We start from the raw sequence: 15,489 nt of genomic DNA, 5'->3' as shown, positions 1-15,489 counted from the left end.
GTGTATCTGGTGATCGGGTCTGCCTTCAGCCCAACCAACCCGGAATCTTATCGAGCCCGATGAGCTCATCGTAGCTCGGGCGCGGGCGCACCACCGCATGATCGTCGCCACGCACGAGCACTTCGGGCACGAGCAGGCGCGTGTTGTAAGTGTTGGCCTGGACGGCGCCATAGGCACCGGCCGTCATGATGGCGATGAGGTCGCCGACTTTGACCTGCGGCATGTCACGGGAGAGGGCGAGGTAATCGCCGGTCTCGCAGACGGGACCGACCACGTCGGCGACGATGCGCGGCGTGTCGGGAGACGCCGCGACGACCGGCTTGATGTCGTGATGGGCCTCGTAGAGCGTCGGGCGGATGAGATCGTTCATCGCAGCATCGACGATCACGAAGGGTTTGTCGGCGCCCTGCTTCACATAGATCACCCGGGCGATGAGCACGCCGGCATTCCCGGCGATCATGCGGCCCATCTCGAACACGAGCTTGAGGCCCAGATCCTTGGTGTGGCGCTTGATGATCGCCGCATAGGCCTGCGGATCGGGCAGGGGCTCGTTGTCCTCGCGATAGGGCACGCCAAGGCCGCCGCCGAGATCGATGTGATGCAGCTTGTGTCCGTCGGCCATCAGGTCGCGGGCGAGCTCGGCGAGAAGTGCGGTCGCGTTGTCGTAAGGAGCAAGATCCGTGATCTGGCTGCCGATATGCATGTCGACGCCCGTGACCTCGATGCCCTTGAGCGCGGCGGCACGCGCATAGACCTCGCGGGCGCGGGCGATGGGGATGCCGAACTTGTTCTCGGACTTGCCGGTCGAGATCTTGGCATGGGTCTTGGCGTCCACATCGGGGTTGATGCGGATCGAGATGGGAGCGCGCATGCCCTTGGAGATCGCGACTTCGGAGAGCGCTTCGAGCTCCGGCTCCGATTCCACGTTAAAGCAGAGAATGCCACTCTCGAGTGCGAAGGCCATTTCGGCCTTCGTCTTGCCGACACCGGAGAAGACGATGCGCTCGCCGGGAACGCCGGCCGCCAGCGCGCGGCGCAGCTCGCCCTCGGACACGATGTCCATGCCGGCCCCGAGGCGGCCGAGCGTCTTGAGCACCGCCTGATTGGAATTCGCCTTCATGGCGTAGCAGACGAGGGCATCCGTGTCGGCGAAGGCCTCGGAGAAGACTTTGTAATGCCGTTCCAGCGTAGCTGACGAATAGCAATAGAACGGGGTGCCGACCTCATCGGCGAGGCGGCGCAGATCGACGCCCTCCGCGTGGAGGACGCCGTCACGATAAGCGAAATGGTGCATCGAAGAAGCCTAAAGCAACGGATCGAGAATAAAGGGCTTGTTCGGAATCGTGTAGCCCTGGCTAGGCCTGGGGCGGGGCGTGCCGACCGGAGAGGGCAGGGTGGAGTCGCTCGTCGGGGTCTGCGTCTGGGTCTCGGCCGCCTGCGCCGATGCATCCGGCGGCGGTTCGAGCGCGCCGCGACGGCCGCAGGCGCTCAGACCTAGAACGAGAAGGCCCGCAACGAGGACTGCGCGGGGGAAAGTCAGGCTGGACGACATTACAAGCTCCGAAACGTGGCCGCACCATAGCGAGAAGAGGCGACGGAGGCGAGAGGCAAGGTGTGGATTGCAACAGGCTCCGCTTCCAACGCTTTCGTGATGGGGCGGACGGCCGCGCTTCCGTATTCAGGGCTTGAGGCTTAAGCCGAAAAGCGCCACATCACGGGCCATGTCGAACGCAGTGAAATCCCGGAAAAGCTGGCTGGTTGGCCTCGCGGCCATTGTTCTCGTGGGGGCCGGCGCGGCCTGGTACGGCCTCGCGCCTCGCGATCCCATGGCCGCTGGTGTTGCGGAATGTCGTTCCTCGAAGCCCACAGCCGAGCGCCTGAAGCCGCTGGCCAAGGGCGAGGTGGCCGCCGTTGGCGTGAGCAGCGCTCCCAAGCCGCCTCCGGTGATTTCATTCGCGGGTCCTGAGGGCCAGCCGATGACTCTCACCGACTTCAAGGGCAAGACGATCCTGGTCAATCTCTGGGCGACTTGGTGCGTGCCGTGCCGGGAGGAGATGCCGGCCCTCGACAAGCTCCAGGCGGAGCTGGGCGGCTCCGATTTCCAGGTCGTCGCGATCAATGTCGATACTCGCAACCGCGAGAAGCCCAAGGCTTGGTTGCAGGAGAACGGCATCAGGAATCTGGCCTATCACGCGGATCCGGAGGGCAAGCTGCTGCAGGTGCTGCAGAAATCCGGCCATGTGGTGGGCCTGCCGACCACCTTTGTGGTCGATGCGTCGGGCTGCGAGATCGCCCTGCTGAAGGGGCCCGCCGAATGGGCCTCGCCCGATGCCGTCACCTTCATGAAAGCGGCTTTGGGTCGGTCCTAAGCCGGAAACGCTCCGCCGCCGTCCGGGACGCCGATCGTTCCGTTGAAAGCCGGCTTCGAGAGCCGCCAGGGCCGGTCCATGGCCTGACGGGCTTCACCACGCTGAAACCGGCGCGGAGTGCCGTCGGCCAGGATCTCCTCGATCACCAGGAATCCCAGCGCCTGCAGCATCACGGCCGCCATCTTGGTGGCCCGGTCATCCGCCCGGATGGACAGCGAGCCAGCGGCATAGATCCGCTCCATGAGGCTCTTGGGATGATGCGTCACGGCCTTACGCGGCTTGAAGGCGACGATGTTGGTTTCCGGTTCGATCATGGGACAGCCCCTTCTCACCGCTCCTTATTATTCTGTGGTGAGCGGCTTTTCTGTTGTGTTCAGCACACTTCATTGTGCCGGAAACTGAGCCGTTTAAGGAATGCGACATAAGACGCCCCTGTAGCGGAGGCTCAAATGGAAAAGGCGGGGCATAGGCCCCGCCGCAATCTCTTCAGTCAAAAAGCTCTCAGGCGCTCTGCTGAACCTGGATGCCCTTGTCGGCGAAGAGCTGCTGCAATTCGCCGGACTGGAACATCTCGCGGGTGATGTCGCAGCCGCCGACGAACTCGCCCTTCACATAGAGCTGGGGAATGGTCGGCCAGTTGGAATAGTCCTTGATGCCCTGGCGGATGGTCTCGTCCTCGAGCACGTTGACGCCCTTGTAGGGCACGCCGAGATAGTTGAGGATCTGGACCACCTGGCCCGAGAACCCGCACATGGGGAATTGCGGCGTGCCCTTCATGAACAGCACGACGTCGTTGGACTTCACTTCGTTGTCGATGATCTGGTTGGCATCAGCCATGGAATTCTCCTTCATCCCGACGGTCAAGGCGCCGGGTTTGTGTCTCAATTGTCGGGTGCCAGAGTCGTTAATGCAAGGGCATGAAGCACGCCACCCATGCGTCCTTGCAGCGCTGCATAGACCATCTGGTGCTGCTGAACCCGTGATTTCCCCTTGAAGGCCGAGGAGGTGACGGTGGCGGCATAATGATCGCCGTCGCCGGCCAGATCCTTGATCTCGACCACTGCATCCGGCAGCGCGGCTTTGATCATGCTCTCGATATCGTGGGCATTCATTGGCATGAATCAAACTCCTCAGGACTTGCCGGTCATGTAGTCCGGCAGCCAGGCTTCGTGCGCTGCCTTCAATTGCTTCACGGATATGGCCTGCCGACCCGGCAGAATCAACGCATCGCCCCCGGTCAGCCCGAGCGTCACGGCCGGAATGCCGATGGCGCCCGCCTCGTAGAGGATGTCGGCGGCCACGTCCTCGTCGACGGCGATGAGGTAACGGGCCTGATCCTCGCCGAAGAGGAAGGCATGGAGCGGCAGACCCTCAGGGAAAGCCGTGATCTCGGCGCCCACATTGCCGGCCATGGCCATCTCGGCGAGAGCCAGCGCGATGCCGCCGTCCGAGAGGTCGTGCACGGTGTCCACCTGTCCCGAGCGGATGAGCTGGCGCACGAAATCGCCGTTGCGCTTTTCTTGCGTCAGATCGACCGGCGGCGGAGCGCCTTCCTCACGGCCGCAGACATCGCGCAGATAAATCGACTGGCCAAGCCAGCCTTCCGTCGCGCCGATGAGGATGATCGCGTCGCCCTCGCGCTTGAAGGCGATGGAGGCGTTGACCGTCACGTCGTCGATCAGGCCGACGCCGCCGATGGCGGGGGTCGGCAGGATGCCCTGGCCGTTGGTCTCGTTGTAGAGCGAGACGTTGCCGGACACGACGGGGAAGTCGAGCACCTTGCAGGCCTCGCCAATGCCCTTCATGCAGCCGACGAACTGGCCCATGGATTCAGGCCGCTCGGGGCTGGCGAAGTTGAGATTGTCAGTAATCGCCAGCGGCAGGCCGCCCACGGCCGTGATGTTGCGCCAAGCTTCCGCCACCGCCTGTTTGCCGCCCTCGAAGGGATCGGCCTCGCAATAGCGCGGTGTCACGTCGGTGGTGAGCGCGAGGCCCTTGGGCCCATCCTCGATGCGCACGATGGCAGCGTCGCCGCCCGGTGTCTGGACCGTGTTGCCGAGGATCAGGTGATCATACTGCTCCCAGACCCAGCGCTTGGAGCTCTGGTCCGGCGAGCCGACGAGCTTCAGGAGCGCCTCGGCCTCGGACATCGGAGCCCTCACGCCGTCCGGTGCGATCACGGGCTGCCTGGGGCTTTCCACCCAGGGACGGTCATAGAGAGGAGCTTCGTCGCCCAGTTCCTTGATCGGCAGATCCGCTTTTACCTCACCCCCGTGCTTGATCACGAAGCGCAGGGTATCGGTGGTCTTGCCGATGACGGCGAAATCTAGGCCCCATTTGTGGAAGATGGCCTCGGCCTCCTTCTCCATGCCGGGCTTGAGCACCATGAGCATGCGCTCCTGGCTCTCGGACAGCATCATCTCGTAGGCCGTCATGCCCTCCTCGCGGCAGGGCACCTTGTCGAGGTCGAGCTCGATGCCGAGATTGCCCTTCGCGCCCATCTCGACCGCGGAGCTGGTGAGGCCGGCAGCGCCCATATCCTGGATCGCGATGACGGCGCCGGACTTCATGAGTTCGAGGCAGGCTTCCAGCAGCAGCTTTTCGGCGAAGGGGTCGCCGACCTGCACGGTGGGGCGCTTCTCCTCGGACGCATCGTCGAACTCGGCCGAGGCCATGGTCGCGCCATGGATGCCGTCGCGGCCGGTCTTGGAGCCGAGATAGACGATCGGGTTTCCGACGCCGGTGGCTTTGGCGTAGAAGATCTCATTGGTGCGGGCGAGACCGACCGCCATGGCGTTGACGAGGATGTTGCCGTTGTAGCGCTTGTCGAAGCCGACGCTGCCACCAACCGTCGGGACGCCGAAGGAATTGCCGTAGCCGCCGATGCCGGCGACCACGCCCGAGACGAGGTGCGGGGTCTTCGGGTGGTCCGGCTCGCCGAAACGCAGGAAGTTAAGCGACGCGATGGGACGCGCGCCCATGGTGAACACATCGCGAAGAATGCCGCCGACACCCGTCGCTGCGCCCTGATAGGGTTCGATGAAGGACGGGTGGTTGTGGCTTTCCATCTTGAAGATGCAGGCCAGCCCATCGCCGATATCGATCACGCCTGCGTTCTCGCCCGGCCCCTGGATCACCCAGGGCGCCTTGGTGGGCAGGCCGCGCAGGTGAATGCGCGAGGATTTGTACGAGCAATGCTCGTTCCACATGGCCGAGACGATGCCGAGCTCGGTGATGGTCGGCTCGCGGCCGATCAGGTTCACGAAGCGCTCGTATTCATCGGGTTTCAGCCCGTGCTCCTTGACCAGCTCCGGGGTGATGGCGACGTCGTTGCGGATCATCGGTGTCTCGTGCTTTCGAAATCAGGCGGCGCGGGGGAAGGACGACACGAGGCTCTCGAACAGGCCGCGCCCGTCGGTGCCGCCCACGAGGTTCTCGACCAGGTTTTCCGGATGGGGCATCATGCCGAGCACGTTGAGCTTGTCGGAATAGATGCCCGCAATCGCGTTCATGGAGCCGTTGCGATTGGCGTCCTGCGTAATGTGGCCTTGCGCGTCGGAATAGCGGAAAGCCACCAGCCCTTCGCCCTCAAGCCGCTTCAGCGTCTCTTCATCGGCCGTGTAATTGCCCTCGCCATGCGCCACGCAGACATCGATGGCTTGGCCCTTGGCATAGTTGCGGGTGAAGGCGGTGTCGTTGCGCTCGACCCGCAGGAACTGGCGATGGCAGATGAATTTCAGGTTGGCATTGCGCATCAGGATGCCGGGAAGGAGGCCTGCCTCGCACAGGATCTGGAAGCCGTTGCAGACGCCGAGCACGAGGCCGCCCCGCGCCGCATGAGCGCGAACTGCATCCATGATCGTTGCGCGGCCTGCGATCGCACCGCAGCGCAGATAGTCGCCATAGGAGAAGCCTCCGGGAAGCACCACAAGATCGGTGCCCTTCGGCAGTTCGGTTTCGGCGTGCCACACCTTCTGGGCGTCGGAGCCGGCCAGCTTGAGAGCCCGCACCATATCGCCTTCGCGATTGGAGCCGGGGAAGACGATGACGGCGGATTTCATGGAAGCCTCACGCAATCTCGACGCGATAATTCTCGATGACGGTATTCGCGAGAAGCTTCTCGCAGGCGGCCTTGAGGGCGGCTTCGGCCTTGGCCTTGTCGGCGGTTCCGAGCTCGATGTCGAAAACCTTGCCTTGGCGCACACCGTCGATGCCCTCGACTCCGAGCGACTTGAGGGCGCCTTCGATGGCCTTGCCTTGGGGGTCGAGAACGCCGTTCTTGAGGGTCACGGTGACACGCGCTTTCATGGGGGCCTCGGGCTGTTAAGATGTGCCCAACGCCATAAAGCCATTAAGCGCAAGAGACAACGGGCAGAGCATCGGACCCAAAAGTGATTTTGCACTTTTGGGATCTATCCGATGCTCAATCCTTTAGGCAGCGCATTGTTTGAGCGGAAAACCGGGGCCACTTTTCCGCAGATGCGCTGAGAGCACGATCCGGTGAAGTGGAGGCGGGTTCACCGCAAGATCGTGCGGCAAGCATTATGTGCCCAATTCACGGGCAGTGACCTGACGGGCGGTGTCCTTCACAACGTCCGCGTTTTCACCGATCGCAAGAACGACCGTTAGCGCTTCTCCTTCGCGCTTGCCGAAGGCGGCGCCATAGGCCGGGCGCTTGCTGCCGTCGGCCGGGGCGAGATCGATGGCGAAACCCGGATAGGGGCCTGCCCGTAGGCGTTCGACCGTGATGAGGGTCTTCACCGGCCTCTCGCGGCCCGCGGGCGAGCGCAGGGCGCGAGCTAATCGCTCCGGATCCTTCAGAAGGGCGTCCGTGATCTCTGCATCCTTGCCCGTCAGACGAATGACACTCACCGCGAGGCCCGGACCGCATACGGGCGGGGCGCAGAAGGACAGGGCGACCGGGTCGGACCGGTCCTCGGCCAGCCATTTGCGTAAGGGCAAGGCGTCCCAGGACGTGTCTGTCGGCAGGCCCGCGACCTGCCGGGGAATGTAGCCGCAGCTGGCAACGGACAGGGCGAGGGCCAGGATCAGAAAGCTGATACACAACGGGCGGACGGGCATGGGGCCAATCTATGCAGGAAACCGAGGGGAGGGGAATAGCCGCCCGTTCCAAAGAAAAGCCCGGCACGGGGCCGGGCTTTCATATCGTTAAAGCGCAGGGCCTTACTGCACGAGGCGTGGGCCGCCCGTGACCGGGTTCTCGTTCTCGGACAGGATGCCAAGGCGGCGGGCAACCTCTGTGTATGCCTCGACCAGCCCGCCCATGTCCCGGCGGAACCGGTCCTTGTCGAGCTTGTCCTTGGACTTGATGTCCCAGAGACGGCAGGAATCCGGGGAAATCTCGTCAGCCACGACGATGCGCATCATCTCGCCCTCCCAGAGACGGCCCGTCTCCAGCTTGAAGTCGACAAGGCGGATGCCGACGCCGAGGAAGAGGCCGGAGAGGAAGTCGTTGACCCGGATGGCGAGCGCCATGATGTCGTCGATCTCCTGGGGCGAGGCCCAGCCGAAGGCGGTGATGTGCTCCTCCGACACCATCGGGTCGTTCAGGGCGTCGTTCTTGTAATAGAATTCGATGATCGAGCGGGGCAGCTGCGTGCCTTCCTCGATGCCCAGACGGGTGGCGAGGGACCCCGCCGCCACGTTCCGTACCACCACCTCGAGCGGAATGATCTCCACCTCGCGAATCAGCTGCTCGCGCATGTTCAGGCGGCGGATGAAGTGGGTCGGGATGCCGATCTCGTTCAGATGCTGGAAGAGGTATTCGGAGATCCGATTGTTGAGCACGCCCTTGCCGTCGATCACTTCATGCTTCTTGGCATTGAAGGCGGTCGCGTCATCCTTGAAGTGCTGGATGAGCGTACCGGGTTCCGGGCCCTCATAGAGGACCTTCGCCTTGCCCTCATAGATGCGACGGCGACGATTCATAGGCGTGTACCGTGGTTTGAGAAAATCCATTTGCCGTGGCTCCTGGGGATGTTCATTTTTTAGATCCGCGGCTGGCGTTAAGCGCGGCTTTTCACCGGCGCTCCGCTTGAAGGGGCAACCTATCCGATCCCTCGGGCAAGCACAACGCGGAGGAGCGGGGCGCAGGATCGCAGCCTGGTCAAATACCGACCTTAAGATGGGGAGCGTCTGGTATCCGCGCGAGTGCGCCCTTATATCGCATGAAGGACCAAGCTTAAGGGAGAAAGATCAGATGACCGCTTTCGACGACCGCAGGAACGCCTTCGAGAAGCAGTTCGCCCACGATGAGGATCTGCGCTTCAAGGCGACCGCCCGCCGCAACAAGCTGTTCGGGCTCTGGGTCGCCGAGCGCCTGGGCAAGACCGGGGAAGACGCGGAGAGCTATGCCAAGAGCGTCGTTCTGGCTGATTTCGAAGAAGCGGGCGATGCCGACGTTCTCCGCAAGGTCAGCAAGGACCTCGAGGCCGCCGGCCAATCGGCAGGCGAGACCGAGCTGACCGCCAAGCTCGTCCAGATGACCGAGCGCGCGATCGAGGAAGTCAAAGCGGGCCGCTAACGGCCCGTCTTCAGCTGCCGCACACCTCCAGGGTAAATTCAGAAAGCCTGTCGAAAGGGCATCATGCCGACCCATCCATCCTTTCCCGAGCGGCTGAAAGCCGGTTCTCCTCTGCTGACAGCCTGGTGCGGCATGCCGGATTCCACCGTGCCAGGGATCCTGGCCCGTGAGGCGTTCGATGCCGTCGTGCTGGACATGCAGCACGGCTCGATCGACTTTGCCGCCGCGCTGCAGGCGGTGCCGTTGGTCGCCGCTGCGGGAAAGCCGGCCCTGGTTCGTATTCCCGTGGGGGATTTCGCCTCCGCCTCACGCTTCCTGGATGCCGGCGTCTCGGGCGTGATCGCCCCCATGATCAATACCATCGAGGACGCCAGGCGCTTCGCCGGGTTCATGAAGTTCCCGCCCGTCGGCGAGCGCAGCTGGGGTGCTTATGGGGCGCTTTCTCTCTCCGGGATGGGGCCGGACGAGTATCTGCAGCAGGCCAACAAGCTGACGGCCTCCTTCGCCATGGTGGAGACCCGCGAGGCTCTCGCCATCATCGACGACATCCTGGCCGTGCCGGGGATCGATGGAATCTTCATCGGTCCCTCGGATCTTTCGATCGCCCTCTCGGGCGGAAAAGGCCTCAATCCTACCGGCGCCGAGGTCGAGAAGGCTCTGGACCATGCGCTCGCCCGGGCGAAGGCCGCGGGCAAGGTCGCGGCCATCTATGCCGTATCAGGAGCACGGGCTTCTGAACTCGTCCGGAAGGGCTTCCACATGGTTTCCATCGGCAGCGACATCTCGATGCTCAGAGCCGGAGCTCACGCTGCCCTGGCGGCCGCACGGGCCTAGATGGCGTCGCGGCAAGGGAGACCGAAGGCCTGAGCCAGAAACAGGCCTCCCTGCCTGAGGCCCTCTTCGTCGATCCCATGGCCGAGGCCGACCGAGAGGTGCCATTGGAAGGGGATCTCAGCCGCGCTCAAAGTCTCTTTCGAGATAAAGAACATCTCGACTGGGACCACGTCGTCCCGGTCCCCATGGACCAAGAGGATCGGGGGCTTCGATCGTGTCTCTTTAAGGCTCTCCGGCCCCTGCCCGTCCTCCAGCACCAGCAGGCCCGAATAGCCGACGATGGCGGCCGGAGCAGCCTGCCGACGTAGGCCGACATGGAGCGCCATCATGGCGCCCTGGCTGAAGCCGACGAGAGCGAGCTTCGATGCCGGTAGGGAATGCCGGGCGAGTTCCCGATCCAGAAAGGCGTCGAGTTGAGGGGCTGCATAGATCACGCCGCGCCAGAATTCGCGCGGGTCGGTCAGGGTAAGCGGAAACCACTCCCGCCCCATGGGCACATTGCTGCAGGGATCGGGCGCATGAGGTGCCACGAAGGTGGCATCCGGCAGCCAGTCATGCCATTGCTCGCCAAGCTCGATCAGATCGTTCCCGTCCGCTCCCAGGCCGTGAAGAAGAACGACGAGCTGCTTGGCCGTCCCGGATTTCGGAGCAAGGCGCGGGCCATCGATGGAAGCCGTCATCCAGGTGCGCCCTCCCGCGATTTGATTACACGGTAATAGGCCCAGAGCATCTTGGCGGCCACGCCTCGCCAGGGGCGCCAGTTCTCAGCCAGAGCGTTCAAGGCCTTGGCGTCCGGTCGCTGCTCCAGCCCATAGGCGAGGCGGGCCGCCTCCTGTACGGCCAGGTCACCGCTCGGAAAGGCATCCGGATGGCCGAGGCAGAACAGCAGGTAGACGTCGGCCGTCCAGGGACCAATCCCCTTCACCCGTGTGAGGAGATTGTGGGCCTCCTCGGCGCCATGATTCCGCAATTCGTCGAGGGGAAGCCTGCCTTCGACGATCTCCGTCGCTACGGCCCGCAGGGTCCTGACCTTCCCGGCGGAGAGCCCGGCCGACCGAAGGTCCTCGTCGGAGAGTCGGAGAAGGACATCCGGCGTCGGAGGTTCGAGGATCTGTCGCAGGCGGTTCCAGATGGCGGTCGCGCTGGCGGTGGAAACCTGCTGGCCGATGACGATCCAGGCCAAGCCCTCAAAGCCCGGGGGCCGCCTGCGCAGCTGCGGCGTGACCCCGCTCGCGGCCAAGTTCGCCATCACGGGATCGGCCAGCGCCAACTCGCTCACGCCCCTCTTGAGAACCGCATCCGTTTCGAGGAGGGTGGCCATTCCTTCACGTTCCTTTTGTCTCGCAGGCTCCCGTGACGAAGCCGGTTTTTCGATTCGCTCCCAGCCCCAATGGGCGGCTCCATCTGGGCCATGCCTATTCCGCCCTGCTCAACGCCGATTTCGCGCTCCGCCTTCAGGGGCGCTTCCTCCTGCGCATCGAGGACATCGATACCACACGGTGCCGGCCGGAATTCGAGACCGCCATCTATGACGACCTCGCCTGGCTCGGCCTGCACTGGGAAGTACCGGTGCGGCGGCAATCGGAACACTTCGCGGATTACCACGCCGCCTTCCTGAGACTGAAGGGGAGGGGAGTGGTTTATCCATGTTTCTGCACACGCAAGGACATCGCAGAGGCCATTGCCTGCCGGGAGACGGAGAGCGGTCGGGAATGGCCCCGCGATCCCGACGGCGCACCGCTCTATCCCGGCATCTGCCGGACCATGCCCAATGAGGAAGCTAGTCACCGGATCGTTGCTGGCGAGCCGTATGCCTGGCGTCTCGACATGGTGGCTCTGAAAAAGCTTGCGCCGGGGCCCTATCGTTTCCGAAGGTTCGACCGCGAAGGCCGAGAGGAAGCCGTCAATGCGGATCCCTGGCGCTGGGGTGATGCGGTGATCGTGCGCAAGGAAACGCCGACCAGCTATCACCTCTCCGTTGTAGTGGACGATGCCCTCCAGGGTGTCACCCATGTGGTCCGCGGCCAGGATCTCGAAGCTGCGACCGATCTTCACGTGTTGCTCCAGGCCCTGCTGGACCTGCCGACACCTCGCTATCACCACCATGGGCTCGTGCTCGATCCGGCGGGCGACAAGCTGGCGAAGAGCCGTCAGTCACGATCCCTGACCGAGTTGCGCGCGGAGGGTGCGACGCCTCAGGCGATTTGGCGGAGGCTCGGGTTTGGGCCTCAGCCGACGCCCAGCACGTAGAGCCAGACCAGGGTCGTGCCCAAGGCGAGGAAGGTCGACAGGGTGATAGCGCTGGAGGCGAGAGCCACGCCCTCCCCATAGCGCTCGGCAAAGAGATAGGCGTTGATGCCCGACGGGCAGGAGGCGAAGAGCACCGCGACCCCGGCCCAGACCGGCGGCATATCGAAGACATACGTTGCCAACAGCAGCACGATCAGGGGATGCAGTACGAGCTTGAGGAACGAGATCACGGTCGGCAGCTTCCAGCCCATCTGCAGGCCGTAGCGGCGCAGAGCAATGCCCATGGAGATGAGAGCACAGGGCACGGCAGCGCTCGCCAGCAGGTCCATCACCTGCCAAGCCGGGGCTGGCACGTAAGATGCGATCGGGCGGCAGGCGGACCCGGCCAGGATTCCGACGACGATGGGATGGGTGAAGAGGCGGCGCAGGACGACGAGCGGCGAGGCCTGGCGCCCTTCGGCCAGGATCGTCGCGAGGGTCATCGTGATGGGGAGATGGACCGCGATCAGAAGAAAGAGCGGGACGGCCCCCTCGTTCCCGTAGGCCTTGAGGATCATCGGGACGCCGACGAAGACCGTGTTCGCCTGACCCGCCGAGAAGCCAGCGACGACACCGGAAATGCCCTTGATTCCGAAGAAGCGCCGGCCGATCACCATGGCTAGAAGCCAGACCACGGCCACGCCGATAAAGTAGGAGATCCAGTAGCCCCAGGGCTGGACGTCCGGGATCTCGGCGCGGACGAGGGTGCGGAAGATCAGGCAGGGCAGAGACAGGGTGAAGACGAATTCGGACAGACCCTCTCCGGCTTTCTCGGAAATGAGGCCCGTCTGGCGCGCGACATAGCCGATGCCGATCAAGCCGAAGACCGGCAGCACAATCGCGAAAAGCTCAAGCATATGCTCTATCGCAACTCCGCGCGCTGGGAGAGAGCAGCGGAAGCAACGCTGTGAGACATCAGCTCGTCGACCTGCTCGCGCTGGCGCTTGAAATCGACCAATCCGCGGCCCTCGAGCTCTTTTCCGCGCGGCAGGCGGATCTTGAGAGGATCGACGAAGCTGCCATTGATGATCACCTCGTAATGGAGGTGAGGTCCGGTCGAGAGGCCGGAATTGCCCACATAGCCGATGACCTGGCCCTGCTGGATTCGTTTGCCGGGGCCGATGCCCTTGGCAAAGCTGGACATGTGGGAATAGGCCGTCACATAGCCGTTCGTATGCTGAAGTTCGACCCGGCGGCCGTAGCCGGAATCCCACTCGGCCTTGATCACCGTGCCGTTGCCGGCGGCGATGATGGGGGTGCCGACCCTGTTGGCCCAATCGACGCCGGTATGGGGCCGTGAATAGCCCAGGATCGGGTGGAAGCGCGAGCCGAAGCCCGAGCGCAGGATGCCGTCGGCGATGGGCTTGCGGATCAGGAATTTCTTGAGGGAACGGCCCGATTCATCGAAGAAATCGACCGCGCCATCCTCGCCTTGGTAGCGGTAGACGCGCCGCGCCTCTCCGCCCACCGTCAGTGAGGCATAGAGAACCTCCGGCGCACCATTCTCGTCATCCGAGCCATAGAAGATCTCGAAGGAATCGCCTTGGCTGACGCGGCGCTGGAAGTCTACATCGTAGCCGAAGATGCGCACCAGCTCGGACACGGTCTGGCGGGGCAGCTCGTTCTTGAGGGCCGTCTCGTAGAGGCTCTCATAGAGCCTCACACCGCCGCGGCCGTCGTCTTCCTCCTCTTCAGAGGTTTCGGCCACCTGCCGGTTCGTCTCATCGGCGGGCGGCGTGACGGACACGAAGACGCCGCGGTCGTTTGTGGCTGCAATACCTTCGATACCCCGCTCTCCGAACGTGATTACACGCACAATCTGCCGAGGATCTCCGAGGCGGGGGCCGGGGGCTATGAGAATGCGGAGCCTCTGGCCTTCGGTCAGGCCCTCGACCTTGATGCGGGCGGCCAAAGCCGATGTGATCGCGGCGATCTGCTCGGGCGTGCCCCCATAGCTGCGTAAGGTCGTCTCGAGGGTTTCCCCCTTTTTGAGAACGACATCGCGCTCTTCGACGAGGGGCGCCATGGCCTTCTGCTCGACCTTGGGAAGATCGGTCACGTTCTCGGGCACGACTCGAACCTCGATCGTGCTGAAGGGCGCATCGACGACGCGGGCATAGCCCAGGGCGTCACCCAACCCTTCCGGCTGCCGCAGGGTCCGCGACAGCATCTGCTGGGCCGGGATCGGCACGGAGGCTCGACGCCCCGCCTCGTTGAAGACCCGCCGTTCCTCCTCCAGGATCGCGACCACATCACTATCCGTCAGGGAGGGAGCGGTCGCCGCGATGGCCACCATGGCAAGGTCGCGCCGGAGGACGGACACGTCCGCATCGGCGATCTCCGGCGTCGGCTCGACCCGCTGCTCGTCCATTCCCTCGGCGAACAGGCGCAGGGGATTGAAGGGCGGAATATCGGCCGCATAGGTGCCGGCGGTCAGGGAGAGGTTCGTGGCGACGCGCACGAAGTTGCGAACCTTGATGGCCTCGCGCTCGCCGCTGCGGATCGTCATCGGCGCCTTGAAACTCTGGCGCGCGGAGGACGTGTGCTCCGTCATGTTGAGCCGGTCGGCCTTGCGGGCCACGTTCGAACTGCGCTCCTCGTCGGTTCCTGAAGGAGCCCTGCCATTGAGAGCCGCCCGCTCCGGGGGGAGGGCAGATGTCGTCGCGCCTTCAAGGGCGATATAGATGGAAGCGCCGATCAGGGCCGCGCCCGTGACGCCGGTCAAGACGCTGGCGCCGAGCCAGCGCAGGTTCACCTCCCATTTGTCGACCTCCGGGGCCGCGCCGCCATTGGTGTTTAGCGGTGGCTCGTGTCCGAGATCGATGCCGGACGACAGATGCGAGGCCGCCTTTCGGGAACCTCTGGCATGGCTGTCGTCGGAAGGAGGGTGGCTCATGATCTCTGTCTGGTGTCGATGCGGGTGGGTTGCTGTCAAAGACACCAGAGGCCATCTAGCACAAGAGACGGCAACCGCACAGGCCAATAGATAAGCTTGGTCGGCACGCCAACTCTCCGGGAGAAGAGGTTCGGGGAAAGAAGGGCCTCCCGCGGCCCTGCTTCATGCTGCACTGTGTCCGCAGTGAGGCAGGAGCAAAAAAACCTGTGCGGCAGGGCGCCCCGGCCGCGGAATTCGAAGCTCTGTCAAAAAACTTTCACAAGCACGTTGACAGGAGAAAGGGGTTCGGCCTATATACCGCCCATCGACGCCGCCGCTGACGCGAACGGCGCCCAGATCTTCCTCAGAAACCGGGCTGCTGGGCCCGACTTCGGTCGGGAACAAAAGCTGTTCTGCGGGGGTCTGTTTTTATCGGTGACATCGCAAGATGTCGTGTTCTTTGACAAGTGAAGAGAGAAGAGAAGCGTAGGCGGCGGTGTCCTTGCGGATCGTTCGATGAACGATCGTGAGAATATCGACCTGTTCTATGCTTTGGTGAGTACACCGCTTCAGTGGCA

The 15,489-nt window shown here is 63.7% G+C and carries 18 protein-coding genes; 4 read left to right on the top strand and 14 right to left on the bottom strand.

Annotated features, from left to right (window positions below):
- Positions 1–25: 25 nt before the first annotated feature.
- Together lysA and lptM are read right to left on the bottom strand one after the other, a co-directional pair.
- Positions 26–1,294: a diaminopimelate decarboxylase gene (gene lysA / locus ACS5Q1_RS26140; protein ID WP_473100916.1), complete on the bottom strand. Its 1,269-nt coding sequence runs from the start codon at positions 1,292–1,294 to the stop codon at positions 26–28.
- A 9-nt stretch (positions 1,295–1,303) separates the two neighbouring features.
- Positions 1,304–1,552 (bottom strand): LPS translocon maturation chaperone LptM, encoded by a 249-nt coding sequence (gene lptM / locus ACS5Q1_RS26135; RefSeq protein WP_473100915.1) that lies wholly within the window; start codon positions 1,550–1,552, stop codon positions 1,304–1,306.
- A 169-nt stretch (positions 1,553–1,721) separates the two neighbouring features.
- On the opposite strand from lptM, the gene tlpA reads away from it, so the two are divergent.
- On the top strand, positions 1,722–2,369 hold the full coding sequence (tlpA, locus tag ACS5Q1_RS26130) for a thiol:disulfide interchange protein TlpA (RefSeq protein WP_473100914.1): 648 nt from the start codon (positions 1,722–1,724) through the stop codon (positions 2,367–2,369).
- On the opposite strand, the gene ACS5Q1_RS26125 is transcribed toward tlpA, so the two are convergent.
- The 8 genes from ACS5Q1_RS26125 to purC form a co-directional block, all read right to left on the bottom strand.
- Positions 2,366–2,683: a hypothetical protein gene (locus ACS5Q1_RS26125; protein WP_473100913.1), complete on the bottom strand. Its 318-nt coding sequence runs from the start codon at positions 2,681–2,683 to the stop codon at positions 2,366–2,368. The genes tlpA and ACS5Q1_RS26125 overlap by 4 nt on opposite strands.
- Before the next feature lie 187 nt (positions 2,684–2,870).
- Complete coding sequence (gene grxD, locus ACS5Q1_RS26120) at positions 2,871–3,206, bottom strand: Grx4 family monothiol glutaredoxin (RefSeq protein WP_473100912.1); 336 nt, start codon at positions 3,204–3,206, stop codon at positions 2,871–2,873.
- A gap of 44 nt (positions 3,207–3,250) precedes the next feature.
- A complete protein-coding gene (locus ACS5Q1_RS26115; protein WP_203441249.1) occupies positions 3,251–3,487 on the bottom strand; it encodes a BolA family protein in 237 nt (78 codons plus the stop codon).
- 12 nt (positions 3,488–3,499) lie between these two features.
- Positions 3,500–5,710 carry a phosphoribosylformylglycinamidine synthase subunit PurL gene (purL, locus tag ACS5Q1_RS26110; protein WP_473100911.1) on the bottom strand — a complete coding sequence of 737 codons (2,211 nt, stop codon included), beginning with the start codon at positions 5,708–5,710 and terminating at the stop codon, positions 3,500–3,502.
- 21 nt (positions 5,711–5,731) lie between these two features.
- Positions 5,732–6,430, bottom strand: coding sequence for a phosphoribosylformylglycinamidine synthase subunit PurQ (gene purQ / locus ACS5Q1_RS26105; RefSeq protein ID WP_473100910.1), 699 nt, complete (start codon positions 6,428–6,430; stop codon positions 5,732–5,734).
- Between the two features lie 7 nt (positions 6,431–6,437).
- Positions 6,438–6,677 (bottom strand): phosphoribosylformylglycinamidine synthase subunit PurS, encoded by a 240-nt coding sequence (gene purS, locus ACS5Q1_RS26100; RefSeq protein ID WP_203441246.1) that lies wholly within the window; start codon positions 6,675–6,677, stop codon positions 6,438–6,440.
- 234 nt (positions 6,678–6,911) lie between these two features.
- Entirely contained in the window at positions 6,912–7,451 is a 540-nt protein-coding gene (locus tag ACS5Q1_RS26095; RefSeq protein ID WP_473100909.1) for a hypothetical protein, read from the bottom strand.
- Between the two features lie 102 nt (positions 7,452–7,553).
- Complete coding sequence (gene purC, locus ACS5Q1_RS26090; protein ID WP_203441244.1) at positions 7,554–8,348, bottom strand: phosphoribosylaminoimidazolesuccinocarboxamide synthase; 795 nt, start codon at positions 8,346–8,348, stop codon at positions 7,554–7,556.
- Positions 8,349–8,589: 241 nt separating this feature from the next.
- Here purC and ACS5Q1_RS26085 point away from each other — a divergent pair, with 241 nt between their 5' ends.
- Both ACS5Q1_RS26085 and ACS5Q1_RS26080 read left to right on the top strand, forming a co-directional pair.
- Positions 8,590–8,913 carry a DUF1476 domain-containing protein gene (locus tag ACS5Q1_RS26085; RefSeq protein WP_473100908.1) on the top strand — a complete coding sequence of 108 codons (324 nt, stop codon included), beginning with the start codon at positions 8,590–8,592 and terminating at the stop codon, positions 8,911–8,913.
- Between the two features lie 63 nt (positions 8,914–8,976).
- On the top strand, positions 8,977–9,747 hold the full coding sequence (locus ACS5Q1_RS26080) for an HpcH/HpaI aldolase family protein (RefSeq protein ID WP_473100907.1): 771 nt from the start codon (positions 8,977–8,979) through the stop codon (positions 9,745–9,747).
- Here the strand turns inward: ACS5Q1_RS26080 and ACS5Q1_RS26075 are convergent.
- Both ACS5Q1_RS26075 and ACS5Q1_RS26070 read right to left on the bottom strand, forming a co-directional pair.
- Positions 9,744–10,427: an alpha/beta hydrolase gene (locus ACS5Q1_RS26075; protein ID WP_473100906.1), complete on the bottom strand. Its 684-nt coding sequence runs from the start codon at positions 10,425–10,427 to the stop codon at positions 9,744–9,746. The genes ACS5Q1_RS26080 and ACS5Q1_RS26075 overlap by 4 nt on opposite strands.
- Entirely contained in the window at positions 10,424–11,068 is a 645-nt protein-coding gene (locus ACS5Q1_RS26070) for a DNA-3-methyladenine glycosylase family protein (protein ID WP_473100904.1), read from the bottom strand. The genes ACS5Q1_RS26075 and ACS5Q1_RS26070 overlap by 4 nt, the downstream gene beginning before the upstream one ends.
- A gap of 32 nt (positions 11,069–11,100) precedes the next feature.
- Between ACS5Q1_RS26070 and gluQRS the strand changes: the two genes are divergently transcribed.
- Positions 11,101–11,997 carry a tRNA glutamyl-Q(34) synthetase GluQRS gene (gene gluQRS / locus ACS5Q1_RS26065; protein WP_473100903.1) on the top strand — a complete coding sequence of 299 codons (897 nt, stop codon included), beginning with the start codon at positions 11,101–11,103 and terminating at the stop codon, positions 11,995–11,997.
- Here the strand turns inward: gluQRS and ACS5Q1_RS26060 are convergent.
- Together ACS5Q1_RS26060 and ACS5Q1_RS26055 are read right to left on the bottom strand one after the other, a co-directional pair.
- A complete protein-coding gene (locus ACS5Q1_RS26060) occupies positions 11,976–12,893 on the bottom strand; it encodes an AEC family transporter (RefSeq protein ID WP_473100902.1) in 918 nt (305 codons plus the stop codon). The genes gluQRS and ACS5Q1_RS26060 overlap by 22 nt on opposite strands.
- Before the next feature lie 5 nt (positions 12,894–12,898).
- Entirely contained in the window at positions 12,899–14,932 is a 2,034-nt protein-coding gene (locus ACS5Q1_RS26055) for a peptidoglycan DD-metalloendopeptidase family protein (protein ID WP_473100901.1), read from the bottom strand.
- Between the last annotated feature and the right edge of the window lie 557 nt (positions 14,933–15,489).

This window comes from Microvirga sp. GN3, assembly GCF_055792825.1.
Note: the sequence above shows the minus strand (reverse complement) of the source record. Positions and strands in the feature narration are given on the sequence as shown.